Source organism: Mesorhizobium sp. WSM4847, assembly GCF_055811335.1.
Genome location: NZ_JBVVPY010000001.1, coordinates 479562 through 493795, shown reverse-complemented (window position 1 = coordinate 493795; position 14234 = coordinate 479562). Strand labels below are relative to the sequence as shown.

Annotated in this window: 14 protein-coding genes; 3 read left to right on the top strand and 11 right to left on the bottom strand. The window is 61.1% G+C overall.

The window, feature by feature from the left end:
- Positions 1-173 precede the first annotated feature (173 nt).
- Both AC0L28_RS02325 and AC0L28_RS02320 read right to left on the bottom strand, forming a co-directional pair.
- Complete coding sequence (locus tag AC0L28_RS02325; protein ID WP_473475289.1) at positions 174-1145, bottom strand: Vgb family protein; 972 nt, start codon at positions 1143-1145, stop codon at positions 174-176.
- 252 nt (positions 1146-1397) lie between these two features.
- Positions 1398-1691: a hypothetical protein gene (locus tag AC0L28_RS02320; RefSeq protein ID WP_023799531.1), complete on the bottom strand. Its 294-nt coding sequence runs from the start codon at positions 1689-1691 to the stop codon at positions 1398-1400.
- 336 nt (positions 1692-2027) lie between these two features.
- On the opposite strand from AC0L28_RS02320, the gene AC0L28_RS02315 reads away from it, so the two are divergent.
- Complete coding sequence (locus tag AC0L28_RS02315) at positions 2028-2702, top strand: protein-L-isoaspartate(D-aspartate) O-methyltransferase (RefSeq protein ID WP_473475287.1); 675 nt, start codon at positions 2028-2030, stop codon at positions 2700-2702.
- Between the two features lie 59 nt (positions 2703-2761).
- Here the strand turns inward: AC0L28_RS02315 and AC0L28_RS02310 are convergent, their stop codons facing one another.
- Positions 2762-3313 (bottom strand): CDP-alcohol phosphatidyltransferase family protein, encoded by a 552-nt coding sequence (locus tag AC0L28_RS02310; RefSeq protein WP_473475404.1) that lies wholly within the window; start codon positions 3311-3313, stop codon positions 2762-2764.
- 413 nt (positions 3314-3726) lie between these two features.
- Between AC0L28_RS02310 and AC0L28_RS02305 the strand changes: the two genes are divergently transcribed.
- On the top strand, positions 3727-4200 hold the full coding sequence (locus tag AC0L28_RS02305) for a phosphatidylglycerophosphatase A family protein (protein ID WP_036262393.1): 474 nt from the start codon (positions 3727-3729) through the stop codon (positions 4198-4200).
- Positions 4201-4273: 73 nt separating this feature from the next.
- Here AC0L28_RS02305 and AC0L28_RS02300 read toward each other — a convergent pair whose 3' ends face one another.
- The 7 genes from AC0L28_RS02300 to AC0L28_RS02270 all read right to left on the bottom strand — a co-directional run bounded on the left by AC0L28_RS02300 (position 4274) and on the right by AC0L28_RS02270 (position 11861).
- Positions 4274-4966: a class II aldolase/adducin family protein gene (locus tag AC0L28_RS02300; RefSeq protein WP_023799535.1), complete on the bottom strand. Its 693-nt coding sequence runs from the start codon at positions 4964-4966 to the stop codon at positions 4274-4276.
- A complete protein-coding gene (locus tag AC0L28_RS02295; protein ID WP_128245287.1) occupies positions 4963-6423 on the bottom strand; it encodes an FGGY family carbohydrate kinase in 1461 nt (486 codons plus the stop codon). Before AC0L28_RS02295 ends, AC0L28_RS02300 begins: the two co-directional genes overlap by 4 nt.
- A 4-nt stretch (positions 6424-6427) precedes the next feature.
- The gene (locus AC0L28_RS02290) at positions 6428-7276 is read right to left on the bottom strand and encodes a sugar phosphate isomerase/epimerase family protein (RefSeq protein ID WP_419696439.1); all 849 of its coding nucleotides are present in this window, start codon (positions 7274-7276) and stop codon (positions 6428-6430) included.
- A 5-nt stretch (positions 7277-7281) separates the two neighbouring features.
- Positions 7282-8277: an ABC transporter permease gene (locus AC0L28_RS02285; protein WP_473475284.1), complete on the bottom strand. Its 996-nt coding sequence runs from the start codon at positions 8275-8277 to the stop codon at positions 7282-7284.
- Entirely contained in the window at positions 8274-9275 is a 1002-nt protein-coding gene (locus AC0L28_RS02280) for an ABC transporter permease (RefSeq protein WP_473475283.1), read from the bottom strand. The genes AC0L28_RS02285 and AC0L28_RS02280 overlap by 4 nt, the downstream gene beginning before the upstream one ends.
- Positions 9268-10782 (bottom strand): sugar ABC transporter ATP-binding protein, encoded by a 1515-nt coding sequence (locus AC0L28_RS02275; RefSeq protein ID WP_473475281.1) that lies wholly within the window; start codon positions 10780-10782, stop codon positions 9268-9270. The genes AC0L28_RS02280 and AC0L28_RS02275 overlap by 8 nt, the downstream gene beginning before the upstream one ends.
- 89 nt (positions 10783-10871) lie before the next feature.
- Complete coding sequence (locus AC0L28_RS02270; protein WP_473475279.1) at positions 10872-11861, bottom strand: substrate-binding domain-containing protein; 990 nt, start codon at positions 11859-11861, stop codon at positions 10872-10874.
- 211 nt (positions 11862-12072) lie between these two features.
- Between AC0L28_RS02270 and AC0L28_RS02265 the strand changes: the two genes are divergently transcribed.
- A complete protein-coding gene (locus tag AC0L28_RS02265) occupies positions 12073-13131 on the top strand; it encodes a LacI family DNA-binding transcriptional regulator (RefSeq protein WP_473475277.1) in 1059 nt (352 codons plus the stop codon).
- A 144-nt stretch (positions 13132-13275) separates the two neighbouring features.
- On the opposite strand, the gene AC0L28_RS02260 is transcribed toward AC0L28_RS02265, so the two are convergent.
- Positions 13276-14028 (bottom strand): hypothetical protein, encoded by a 753-nt coding sequence (locus AC0L28_RS02260; RefSeq protein WP_473475275.1) that lies wholly within the window; start codon positions 14026-14028, stop codon positions 13276-13278.
- Between the last annotated feature and the right edge of the window lie 206 nt (positions 14029-14234).

The following is a 14234-nucleotide window of genomic DNA, read 5'->3' as shown; positions in this document are numbered from 1 at the left end:
AAGACAGTCGCTGACATGCGGTTTCTTCGCGCAAATTGCCCTTCGTCGTTGGCTAAAGCGCGTCGCGTTTGGCCGGGCCTCATGCGACGCGCTTTAGGTTGTTGTTTTTATGCATGTCGTTATCGCAAAACCGCTGCACACTTTTGCGCGACATGCATTAGACCTCTTTTGCTTTATTCGCCCGTTTCGGTCTCGATCAAGACAAGGCGGTCGGTACCGGACTCCGCACCCCATACCTCGCCGGAGCGCCCGTTGAGCTGGCGCACGTTGGCGTTGTCGCGGTCGGACGGGAAGCTCGCGAAGGTCTGCGTTTCCGGGTCGAAGCGGACGATGGCGTTCGCGCTGAAATCGGTGAGCCAGACCGTGTCGCGTTCATCGACATAAACGGCATAGGCCTGGGGCTCGTCTCCGGGCAGCTTCCAGCTGCGCCAATCATTTGCGGCCGAATCGAAGACGCTAACCTGGCCGGCGTTCCATTCGCTGACCCAGATGCGGCCTTTGGAATCCGACCAGACGCGGCGGGCGCCCTGATCCGCGGTCGGCGGGTCGATCGGGGAAGCCTCGCCGGTCGAGACATCGATCCTGGCGATATGGTTGCCGGCGAGCGAGGCGTAGTAGACCTCACCGGACGGCGTGGTCGTGATCCCGTAGGCGCCGCGACCGCGCGGGGCGTTCCAGACGTCGACCTTGCCGCTCGCCGGATCGAGCCTGCCGTAAATGCCCTCCTGCCCGGTGAACCAGAGCCTGCCGTGCTTGTCGAAGGAGCCGGTGTTGAGGTTCGCGTAGCCGTGCTCCTCCGGGAGCGGAAACGCCTTCACCGCTTCCGTTTCGGCTTCAACGCGCACGATGGCGTTGAGGCCGCCGTCGGTCACCCAGGCGGCGCCGTCGGGACCGACGATCACGCCGTGCGGCGCCGAGCCGTCGCCAAGGGTGATGTGCCTGACGGCGCCTGTATCAGGATCGAGCCGCCCAAGCGCGCCCTGTCCCTGGGCGGTGTACCATACGGAGCCATCCGGCGCCGGAGCGACATCGTACGGGCCGGCGCCCTCTGGAACGGGATAGTAGCGGACCTCCTCCGAGGCGGCACGCGCGGCCACCGAGCAGAGCAGCGCGGCGAACAGCGCCGACGCAATCGTACGAAACATGGCGAACTCCTCACATCGCGCGTTTCAACTTGCACAGCGAGCGATCCACGTATTCTTTTCGCGCCACTGCGGCGGCCGAGCCGCAGATGGCGAGCTCGCCGTGTCGCTTGCCGATAAAGTCAGGAGCTAGTGCAGCCCCTGCCCTCGCCTAGGCCTGCAAGCCCAGAATCGTCGATAGGCAGCAGCATCGTGGGAAAACCTGCGTTACGACGACGGATCGCGGCCAGAGCCAGACTTTTCGTGCGGAAGCCGTCAGCTTTGCTCCAAAAGTTCCCGCGCCAACTCTTGCCATTCCTCATCAAGCGTCAACGTCGACGGCGCGGCGTCGCAGCGACGATACCAATACTCCGCATTGGATTGATCGCCTTCCTTGCGATGCAGGTAGGCATGCACGCGCATACCGGCCATATCGTCGCGCAGTTGCGCACGCTCGTGCGCCTTTTCCCAATCGCCCTTTGCATCCCACCACAGCGCCTGCAGGGCAGGACTCAAGCCGGCGGGCGGCTGTGATTTCGCAATCGAATCTCTGAACGCTTGCGTATCCATTTTTCCACCGACGTGATGTACATGGGCGGCGATCACCCGCGATCTGATGCATGTCGCGCAAAAGTGTGCAGCGGTTTTGCGATAACGACATGCATAAACAACAAACTAAAGCGCGTCGCATGAGGCCGGTCAAACACGACGCGCTTTAGGACATACAGATATAGCGGCATGGCATCGGATCTCCAGGGCCGCCGCCGATATCGACCAGACGCAACGCCAAAATTACCTCCGGTCGCCGTGGGCCACCCGCAACTGGAAACGATGACGGGCGTTGCTGTGACGAACAGGATATAAGCGTATCTGGCAGCAAGCCTGGTTGAAGAAAGCCCGACGGTCATGAAGCCAATGAACGAAGAGCACCTCGCAGTGCTGCGCAGGCACATGGTCGAGATGATTGCAATCCATACCGACCTTACAAGCGAGGAACTCGGCAAGGCGGCGCTCGATGAACGGGTGATGGCAGCGATGCAGCGGGTGCCGCGCCATCTCTTCGTGCCAAGCTCGGTCGCGCCTTATGCCTACCAGGACATGCCATTGCCGATCGGCTTCGACAAAACCGTCTCGCAGCCGTTCATCGTCGCGCTCATGACCGATCTCATTGCGCTCCAACCGCACGAGGCGGTGCTCGAGATCGGCACCGGCCTGGGCTACCAGACCGCAATCCTCGCGGAACTCGCCGGGCACGTTTGGAGCGTCGAAATCATCGAGGAATTCGCAAGCCATGCCGAGGCTCTGCTGCAGGACCTCGGCCTGTCCAATGTCAGCATTCGTGTCGGGGACGGGTCTCGCGGCTGGCCAGAGCACGCCCCATTCGACAAGATCCTGGTCAGCGTCGCGGCGGGGCGAGCGCCGCCGGCTTTGCTCGAGCAGCTCAAGCCGGGGGGCCGCCTGGTTATGCCTGTAGGCCCTGAACAAGGGCAGTTGCTGACGGTCATCGACAAGGATTCGGCAGGACAACTGAAGACCCGCAAAATTATCCCGGTTCGGTTCAGCCGGCTCGAAACGGTCTAACGAGGGGTGCGGACAACAGGCACGCAGGGAGCGCCTCATCCTTATGGGATTTCGCCGTCTCACGGCTGCTTCGCGTCGGCTCGTTTGAGCATCGCAAATGCGCGATTGATCCGTTGCAGCGCTGTTGCGTTGGCCACGAGTGCGTACAGCGCGAACCCGCCCGTCAGAATCCAGGGCGAAGCGGCGCCCATGGCGGTCGCCAATCCGTCGGCGACCAACAGCACGCAAATGAACACCAGGCGTTCCATCCGTTCGAAGAAATCCGGCCATGCCTGGTTTTCTATGGGGATTTCGATCGCCGTCCGCGCCTTGGCGTAGCTGGTGAGGAGTCCGCCGGCGAACGCGATCATGGCGATTGCCCACATATCGGCGACCCAGCCTATTGCCGCAAACACGGCGAATTCCTGATAACGGTCGGCCATGGCGTCGAAATAGCCACCCGCCTTGGTGCTCATATGTCTGCGGCGAGCAACCGCCCCGTCGAGCGCGTCGAAGGTGAAGGCAAACGCCAGGCAAAGGCCAAAGGCAAGGCTTGACTGGTGGTACAGATAGGCGGCGCACGACAGGGCGACGAGCACCAGCCCGCCTGACGTAACCTGATTCGGGGTCATGCCGATCCCGATCAGCGGAGAGGCGGCGTGCTCCCATAGCGGGTCGATACGGCGTTTCATGAGACCGGCGATCATGATGACTTGGCTCCTCTGACGATGTCGACGTTTAACCGGCAAATTGAGGGTTCGTTCCAGCCCGTCGGCGCCGATCGAGGTGGTCAGCGCAATGTCCGTCTGTGTCCGCTGTCGCAAATCGAGTGGCGGTCTAAAGCGTCGCGGCTGAATGGATTCATGCGAGGCGCTTTAGTTCTTGTTTTTACGCACGTCGTTGTCGCAAAACCGCTGCGCACTATCGGGTTGGGCCCTGGGTCGGGCCCGAGGGCATGCTTTTGCGCGACCTGCGTTAGCGGAAGTAACCGGAAGACTGATACAACGCATATTCGCAATTCACCCTGTCGGCCGTGCGAAACGCCATGCGTAAATTTCTGCCCAGGCTTGCTTACCTGCTCGCGACCTCTGCCGGCGCGGGATTATCTCCGGTATGGCCAGGCACCGCCGGCGCGGGCGTCGGAGTGGCTGTTGCCGCGGTCCTGATACCTGCATCGCCTTGGCTGATCGTGCTCGCCTATATAGGCTTATTCGCCGTGGGAGTATGGGCGTCGTCGCATGTCGTCGCCCATACCAGGACGGAGGATCCGCAGATCGTCGTCATTGACGAGACCTTCGGCACCGCCGCAACGCTTTCCATGCTGCCGCTCGACCCGGTCTGGTGGGCAGCAGGTTTCCTTGCTTTCCGGTTTTTCGACGTCGTCAAGCCTTGGCCCATCGGCGTCGTGCATGACAAGGTAAGGGGTGGACTCGGCATCATGCTGGACGACGCGGCTGCGGCCGTGTTCGCCGGCGCCTCGCTGCTTTTGCTGAACGATTTGATTCACCGTTTGCCGTAAGGAGGACATCTCAGTCTTCACCTGCCACCCAGCGCGAAAACAGACCTCTTCACTAAAATCTGCCGGAGCAGCGCTAGACCGCAGCGTCGCGCGGCCGCGCCAAATCGTTCGTTCCCTCCGGATCCGGCGCCTGGCCATAGCTCATCTTCTTCATCTGCTCGATCACCCGCGCCATCTCCTCGTCGGAAAGGACCGGCGGCTCGCCAAGGCTAAGCGCCTGGACATACATGCGCGACAGGGTTTCGACCTCGTTCGCCAGCCACAAGGCGGCCTCCATGGTCTTGCCGAGCGAAATCTGGCCGTGCTGGCCGAGCAGGCAGGCGAGGCGATCCTTGAGTGCAACCAAGGCATTGTCGGACAAGGCCTGCGTGCCAAAGGTTGCGTATTCCGCGCAGCGGATGGTGGTGCCGCCCGCCACTCCCGTCATATAGTGGAAGCTCGGGATCGTCTTGTGATGGCAGGCCAGCGTCGTGGCGTAGAGCGAGTGGCAATGCAGCACGACGTCGATCTCCTGCCGCTCCCTCAAAATGTCACGGTGGAAGCGCCACTCCGAGGAGGGCCGTCGGCCGACATAGGTGCCGTCAAAACCCATCTCGACGATGTCTTCGGGCGTCATCGTTTCGTAGGGCAGCGACGAGGGCGTGATCAGGAAACCGTCGCTAGAGCGCACCGACAAATTGCCGGCATTGCCCTGGTTGATGCCGCTTGAGTTCATCCGGCGGCAAGCATCCACCATCTCGCGGCGCAGAGCGCTGTCATCAGTCATCGATCGTTCCTTTTGCTGGTCTTGGCCCGTTGCAGGTTGTTTCGCTTCGCCAGGTCGCGCCACCGCTGTGCATAGGCTGCGAGCGTCTCACGATCGCCGGCAAAGGCAGTCGGCAGGCTGAGCGCGATCGGAGCCGGCGTGTCACGCGTTTCGTGTTCGCCAAGTAGCGCCGCACCCGAGGCGGTGCCATAGGAGTCGAGGTTGTAGACCGTTTCGGCGTTTGGCCGCAGCGCCGCAACCAGCGTGGCGTAGAGCGGGTCTCGCAGGAAGGTGCCATCCAATGCAACCAGCCCGGTTTCGTTCAGCGCATCGATACATTCTACCGTCAGCAGCGCGGCGTAGAGCACCGCGAGCGCCTTGCGCTCTGCAGGGGGTTCTGCAGGCGGCCCTTCAAACCGGCCGAGCCCAGCGCTGCCTGGAAACAGGCCGTCATCGTCGCCGAACGACGGCAATGCGAAAGTGCCGCGCTCAATCAGCAAGCTGACCAGCGCAGCGTCGGCCGCAGTTCCTTCTTGCCCCTGCCCTGCTACATGACTGAACTCACGTCCGCCCATGGTCAAAACGCCGCCGACCGGGCGTCCTGTCACGTCGCTGTTCAGCACCATTCCGCGATTTTCATCGAGTTGGTCGAGAGGTGTCGCCGCGCACATTCCGACAATCCAGGTTCCGGTAGAAATCACGCAGGCGTCGCGCATGCCTGCCGCCTGGTAGCGGTAGAGGTTCAGGCTGCTGTCGTGGCCGCCTGTCAGGACAGACAGCTCTTCCGGTATGCCGTGCCGGCGCGCCAGATCGTGCCGTATTGGCCCCAGCCTCTCCCAGGCCGGATGGAATGGTGGCATGAGGCGCTGCCATCCCTGCCCCGCCACAATGGGCGACCACTGCTTGCGCACATTGTTCCACAGATGGGATTGTGCCGAGAGGATCGTCGTTTCGGCCGATGGCACGCCTGACAGCCGCCAGGCCCAATATTGAGGCAAGCCCAGATACCAACGAGCCTGAGCGACGCGCTCCGGATCAACCTGCTGCATCCAGTACAGCTGACGCGCCTGGTGAGCGGCCTTTAGCATGATCGCGCTGCCGCGATCGAAAAAATCGCCCGAAAGCGGCACGTAGCCCTCGCGAATTGCAGGCGGCAGATCCTGCTCGTAGTCAATCATCGGCAGGGCACAAGTCTCGTCGGGATCTGCGTTCACCAAGACCCCTGCGGAGCCATGTCCGGTGCCGACCACCTTTTCCAGCGGATGGTGTCGGCACAAAGTGGCGAGCGAGCCGAACAGAGTGTCGGTAATGCCGTTGAGATCGTGCTGCCGCCAAGGTGGACCGGGCCGCACTTCGTTGTGGACAGAGAGGCTCTCCACGAGCACGCCGTCAAGCGTCATTGCGGAGAGCTTTATGTTGGTCTTGCCGACATCGAAGACGGCGATCCTTGCGCCGTCCGCCTTCTGCCCGTCACCCATCGTCTCAGATCAGACCGTATTGGCGAGCCTTGTTGCGCAGGAACGGCAAGCCATTGCCCATCACTTCGGCCTCGTCCTTCGCAACCGGCCGCCAGACCGAGAGGCCGTAGGAGACTTCCGGCGGCATGTTGATGAAGCTTTCCATGGCCAGTCCGCCCTTGAAGCCGATCGCCGCCAGCGTCGCGTAAATCTCGTCCCAGGGGCAGTTGCCGGTGCCTGGTGTGCCGCGATCACTCTCAGACAAGTGGATGTACTTCAGGTGGTCCCGGGCAGCCAGAATGCCGTTGGCTGCCCCTTTCTCCTCGATGTTCATGTGGTAGGTGTCGAGATGAACAAAAATGTTGTCGGCCCCGACTTTCTCGACCATCCAGACGGCCTGCGCGCCGGTGTTGATCAAATGGTTCTCGTAGCGGTTCACCGCCTCGATTCCGAGCTCGATGCCGCGCTTCTTGGCGTGCTTGGCGGCGACGGTCAGCACGTGGGCGATATTGTCGTATTCCTTTTCGGTCGGTGGCAGGCCGGTGCGTTCGCCGATACCGCCAAAAATCACGCCGGAAAGCGCCAGCGCGCCCATTTCAGCAGTCTTGTCGATCGCCACTTCGAGATGTTCGATGGCGGCATCCGGCCGCACCGAGGCCCAGGCGCGCTCCGGCAGGCCAAGCGAGCAAACGGCAGGAAGATTGTGCTTTTCGAGCAAGGCGCGTGTGTGCGCGGCATCGACCGCCGGCGCGTTCAGAAGCGCGATCTCGATAAAGTCCATCCCGTATTTGACGGAAGCCGTGATCGCCTTCTCCGCGCCGGCCCGGTCCCAGTTCATCGTCCACATCGAGGTGTGGACCCCAAAACCATGCATCTGACTCACCCTCTGTTTGTGTTCAGGAATTTGAAGCGCCCGGCAAGCCAGCGCAGGATCATCACCGTGATCATCAGGATGCCCCAGACTGCCGTCGCAAGATGCTGGCTTGCGCCCATCAGATTGAGTCCCGAGGACAGAAGCTGGAGCACGACGAGCGCAACGAAGACCGGGATCACCCGACCGAAGCCGCCGAACGGATTGACCCCGCCAAGGAAGCAGGCAAGCACGGTGATCAGCAGGTAAGACTCGCCGTGGCCGACACGCACCGAATTGAAGCGCGCCAGCATGATGATGCCGGCGACCGCGCACATCGCGCCGGACAATGTGTAGACGAGAACCTGCACCTTGCGCGTATTGATACCGGAATAGCGTGTGGCCTCGATATTGGAGCCTATCATGTAGGTGTTGAAGCCTAGCTTCATGCGCGTCAGCAAGACGTGCCACATCAGCACGCAAGCGATGAAGATGAGCAACGGCACCGGGATGCCAAAAATCGAACCGTAGCCGATCGGCGCCAGGAAGCCGGGAATGCCGGACACGTCGCCGCCGCGCGTCAGGAATTCGCCGAGACCGCGCAGGAAGATCATCATCGACAGCGAGACCAGGATCGGGTGAGCCTTGGTGTAGGCGATGACGAGCCCCATGATCAGCCCGCTCAGTGCGCCGACCGCGATGGCAAGGACCGAGCCAAGCACAAAGGCGCCGACGCCCGCTTCGACGCCTCCCTGGCTTTGCAGTACCCAAGCCAGCGTCAAGCCGGCCATGTTGGCCGTGAAGGTGATGGCCAGGTTCAGGCCGCCGGTCAGGATCGGCAGCAGCATGGCGAGTGTGAGGAGGCCGAGTTCCGGCAGCTGGAAGGCAACGGATCCAAAGGTAGCGCGGGAAAGAAAGTTCGGCGCGGCAAAACCGAACACGATCATGACAGCTACGAACGCGGCAAACGGACCTGCAAGTTCGGGGCCGAGCGCGTTGCGGACGCGTTCAATCAAAACCGTCATGAAGGCACCCGTCGGCTTTTCAGGAACGGCAGCAGGCGTTCGATGCTGGTATTCGAAAGCGTGATTGCGGCAAGAATGATGGCGCCGACGATCATCTTGAACGCGAAAGGCGACACGCCCATCAAATTAAGTCCGTTCTGGGTAATCGAGACCAACAGAACGCCCAGAATGCAGCCGAGCACGCTGCCCTTGCCGCCGCCGAGCCGCGCACCGCCAAGGACCACCGCTGCCAGGACGTCGAGTTCGCGCCCATAAAGGGCATTCGGCACAACCTCCTGCGCGTAGTGCGCCTGGACGAGACCGGCGATACCCGCCATCAGGCCAAGCCAGCCGAAGGCGATAAATTGCATGGCACCGATATTGATGCCGAAGCGGCGCGCGCCCTCCGGGTTGTCGCCAAATGCGTAGAGTTGGCGGCCAGTGGTGGTGCGCGTGATCAACGCCCAGGTAGCGAACACGCATATGGCCATAATGAGCACAGGCAGGGTGATCTCCGCCCAGGTCCCGTCAGCCATCTCTCGCTCGAACAGCACGACGCGGGTGGTGAGCCAGTCCGGCAGGTTGTAGATCGACACGCCGCCTGTGTAAAACATCAGCAAGCCGAAGAAAATGTTGAAAGTCGAAATCGTGGCGACGATCGAGATGATCCTGAACCCGTGGATCAGGAAGGCGTTGATGCAGCCCAACGCGACGCCCAATGCGCCAGCGATGATGAAGCCGACAATCCAATTCCCGCCGCCGATCCAGCCGAGGACGGTCGCGGTCAGATATTGCACAACGGAGGCAGCAACCGCGAAGGAAATGTCAATGCCGCCGGCGATCAGCACGACCAGCAGGCCGACGGCGAAGATGATGTTGACCGAGCTGGTGTTCAGAAGGTCAAACGCGTTGCCGAGGGTGAAGAAACGGTCTGTCGCGAACGAAAGGAAGACGCAGATGCCTGCGATAACGGCGAGCAAAGCCAGTTCCGTTGCGTGGGAGCGGGCAAACCTACGCATAGACCGCCCCCTCGATCGCCTGGAGGGTCGTAGCGCCCGGCGTAAATTCGCCGACAATGCGCCCCTGAGCCATGTGCAGCACACGGTCCGCGTTGAAATAGACTTCAGGCACCTCGTCCGAGATCAGGATAATGGCCAGGCCGCTGTCCGCCAGCTTGGAAACGATGTCGAAAATGCCGGCGCGGGCGCCGACATCGACGCCGACCGTCGGTGCGTCGAGGATAAGCAGCTTCGGGTCGGTCGCGAGCCATTTTGCAATGGCGACACGTTGCTGATTTCCCCCTGACAGGGTCGAGATCGCGTCGTCCTGCTTTCCGATCCTGACCCCGAGATCCCTTATCCAGCGATTGACCAGAGATCGCTTGCGATCGCTCGAAATGAAACCGCCTGAAAGGATCTTGTCCAGCGAGGCGATGACCATGTTGTCGGCGATTGCCTGGGGCTGAATGAGACCGAGCGACAGCCGGTCTTCCGAAAGATAGGCGACGCCGGCGGCGATCGCGTCACGGTTGGAACCGAAGCGGACGGGTTTGCCATCCAGGACGACAGAGCCCGATTTCGGCTTGCGCATGCCAAACAATGTCAGCGCCAATTCGGTGCGCCCTGCCCCGAGCAACCCGGTGATGCCGAGCGTCTCGCCGCGCCGGACTGTCAAGGACACGTCGTCGAATTCGCCGGGCCGCGACAGTCCCTTGACCTCAAGCATGACCGGGCTCCTGCTCAAATCCCGATGCAGGACGGAATAGTCGAAGGTCTTGCCCGTCATCAACTCGGTGATGCGCGACTGGGTCAGGCCTTTGGTTGGATAGACGCCAACCAGGGCGCCGTCGCGCAGCACGGTGACGCGGGTGGAGATTTCAAGAACCTCCGCCAGGCGATGACTGACGAACACAACGGCGACGCCCGACGCCGACAGATTGCGCACAACGTCCAGCAGATAGTCGGTTTCGGATTGGGTGAGCGACGCCGTCGGCTCGTCCATGAAGACGAGCTTGGCCTCACCGACGAGGGCGCGGGCGATTGCTACGATCTGCCGCTGTGCGATGGGAAAGTGGTGGAGTGCTTGATCGACATCGAAGGTAACACCAAGACGTTGCAAGGCGTTGATCGCGACACGACGCATCTCGGCATAGTTCACCAGCCGCGGCCAGCGGCCGATGACGGTCTGGAACGCGATATTCTCGGCGACAGTCATCTCGGGAAACAGGGCGAGATCCTGCCAGATGACCTGAATTCCGCTGGCCTGCGCCGTAACCGGCGACATATGGGAGTAGCTCTGGCCATCATAATCGATTTCGGCACCCGCCTCGGGCTTGTACACGCCTGTAATGACCTTGATCAGCGTGCTCTTGCCGGAGCCGTTCTCGCCGGCAAGACAATGCACCTCGCCCGGCAGCACCTCAAAACTGACATTCTTCAGCGCCTTCACGCCGCCGAACGTCATATTGACGTTGCGGAGCGACAGCAGCGGCCGTGGTGCGGCGGCATCGAGTGCCTGATCAGCCATCGAGTCGAAACCTGGATCCAATCGCGTTTGCAATCCTGCAGCCGGGCCGGATCGAGGCCGGGCCCGACTGCCATTAGCCTTGGGAGGCTTTACAGGCCCATCGCCGCGAGATCGTCGACAGTGTCCTTGTTGATGGGGACCAGTTGATCAACGATGATGTTACGGTTTTCGAAGTCGGGCTTAACTGTCCCTAGCCCTTCGATCGTATCGCCATCCTTGATCTCTTTGCCCTTCATGAGATGGTCGGCCAGCGTGACGAAAACCTCGCCCGCCTGCTTCGGATTCCACATGAAGCCGCCGGAGATTGCGTCGTTTTTGATGAGCTTCCGGCCCTGGCCCGGCGAGAATGGTCCGAGCACGAAAATTTCGCCCACCTTCCGGCGCTCTTCGATTGCGCGGCCAGCGCCGATCGGGCCTTGGCTGCCGAAGGCGAGGAAGCCCTTCAAGCCGGGATTTGCGGAGATCAGGTCAAGCGCAGTGCTGCGGCTCTTGTCTACATCCTCGGCGACGCCATAACGTTCGCCGACGAGTTTCATGTCGGGATTATTCTTCTTCAGATACTCGATTGCCGCATCGGCCCAGGCATTGTGCAGCGGCACCGTCAACGAGCCGACGAACACTGCATACTCACCCTTGCCGCCCATCTTCTCCGCCAGGAGCTTGGCGTGAGCCTCGCCGAAGCCGGTGGCGGACGCGAGTTCGAAATCCCAGTCGGCGCCCTTCTGGCCAGGCGATTCATGTGTGATGACGATGATGCCGGCGTCCTTGGCCTTCTGCAGGACTGGTTCAAGCACTTTCGCATCATTCGGCACGACGCCGATGACCTTGACGCCCTGCGCGATCAGATCCTCGATGGCGCGAACTTGCAGTGCTGGATCAGCGCTGGTCGGGCCGACCATGAATGCGTCGATCCCGAGCTTCTCGCCGCGCTCCTTGATACCCGCCTCCATTGCGTTGAACCACGGAATGCCGCCGATCTTGACGACGACGCCGACCTTGCCGGCCTGCTGTGCCATCGCAGCGAATGATCCGCCAATCATAAGGGTCGCGGCAAGCGCCGCGATCAAGAGCTTTTTCATCTGTACTCCTCCCATAACGTTCCTAGTGGGAACACACTCGAGCCGTCGAACGACGGCGGCCGTTAGAAACCTCCCCGAAAGAGACGGGGCACTTCCCCATCGATCATCCACCGGTTTTCGCTTGCACAATCGATGGTGCAGAAACTATTGTGCATCGAGAAGCTCTCGTCAAGCGGGATATTGCTCTAAATAGACGCGCCGGAGGCGCCAGATGGATCAGCGGGTCAAGAAGAAGGCGACGATCTATGACCTGTCCGTGCTGTCGGGCAGTTCGCCGTCGACCGTGAGTGCCGTCCTGAACGGCACTTGGCGCAAGCGCCGCATCAAGGAAAGTACGGCGCACACAATTCTCGGTCTCGCCGAACTCCACCAATACACCACCAATCTGCAAGCGCGAGGCTTGCGACGCTCGCGATCGGGCCTGGTCGGCCTGATGCTGCCCGTCCACGACAATCGCTACTTCTCCTCCATGGCGCAGACGTTTGAGGGGCATGTGCGCAGCCGCGGCCAATGCCCGGTCGTGGTTAGCGCCAGCCGCGACCCCGAAGAGGAACGGCGGACCGCGGAGACGCTGATCTCCTATTCAATCGACCAGCTCTTCATCGTCGGCGCCACCGATCCCGATGGCGTGCACGAGGTCTGCGAACTGGCGGGGCTGAGGCATATCAACATCGACCTGCCGGGAGCGAAGGCGCATTCGGTGATCAGCGACAATTATCAGGGCGCGCGGATGCTGACGGAAGCAATCATCCGCCACTTCGCCAACGACGATCCTCTGCGGCCGGACGAGCTGTTTCTGTTTGGCGGCCGCAACGACCACGCCAGCCGCGAACGCATCGCCGCTTTCCATGCGACCAAGAAGGCGCTGCTGGGCGCCGACCCTGACGATGGTGTGCAGTCCTCCGGGTATTCGCCTGATATAACTTTGCGTGCCTTCGAGGCGTTTTACCAATGCCGTGGCAAGCTGCCGCGCGCGCTGTTCATCAATTCGTCGATCAATATGGAAGGTCTGCTGCGTTTCATGGCCGGCCGGCCGGCGGAAATGTTCAGCGAACTCGTCGTCGGTTGCTACGACTATGACCCCTTCGGCTCCTTCCTGCCCTTCCCCGTAATCATGGTGCGGCAGAATGTTGAGGCGATGATCACGAAGGCATTCGAGCTGATCGATGAACCGCCGACGGCACCGCAGACCTTCCTGATCGCGCCAGAGTTGATCCAGCCCAGGTCTGCATTGAAAGGGCCGCTGGACACGCTGAAGGATGTAGCCTGAGGGTGACCCGGCGCTATAGGGCGACACCGCCTTGAGATTTTCAGTGGTTCATCGTGCCGACTCTCACGGGAGTGTCGCCGTCCTCAGCACGAGCCAACTGGGTGGGTGCGTAGGCGCCTGTAAAAAGGTCTACAGCACCGAGCGTTAGAAGCGATAACGGATTCCAAGGGCGTTCGCATTGGAACCCTCTGTCATATCTCCAAACGTACCATCGGCGCCGGATCTATGGTGGAGTTGGTAGACGAGTTCGACGTTGGGAGCCTGCCTCACTCTGAACGAAAGCTCCGCACCAACGAAGCCGAGGAATGATGCATCGCCATCGTGGACGACTTCGCGTTCGCGCTCGATCTCGGTAGGGCCGGTAACGGCACTGAATCCAGCAGTCAGTGCGGGCGCAATCGCCAAATCACCAATGACCAGGCCGTGGTGGCGCAGTCGCGCTCCGGCCCAAAGTTCGCCAGTCGTATCATCGTCCTCGCCAAATCGTATGGCCGCGCCGGCGACGCCACCAAGAACGAAGCCAGCGCCGATATCGACGAAATCGCGACCGTATGCAGCTCCGATTATATAGTTGTCCGTGTAGTCGGCACCCAAAACATTGATCGCGTCGCCGAAGGCCCCGTGCGCAAAGACGCCACCAAAGACATAAACATCATTCTTGGTCGGCAAACCGTCTGCGAAAGGGTCCTGGGTCGCAAAATAGATAAAGGGAGAATTGTCATCGGCGAGTCCAGAACTGACTGAAATGCCCAAGATCACCGCAGCCAGGGCCACTTGCAGTCCACGCATAGACAAGCTCCGAATCAATCCATTTCCATGGTTGGCAATTGCAATGGGGAAAAACAAGGTACGAATTGTTTTATCGCCAAAATACTGGATGCGGGTGGCTCGAACCATTCTTCAGGCTTTGCCGGGCGCGCGCAGGTGACCTTCGCCACAGGCCGTAACGGCGCAGTCTTCGGCCGCCGGCCTAACAGTAATGGCATCTGCCTATACCAATTCACGTCCGTTGCTGCGTTCGACTGCCCCGATCATCTGCTGAAGTTCCAAAGAAACCACGATTGAAGACCGTAGATCTCGGAACTTTTTCGCGCCGGCGCGGG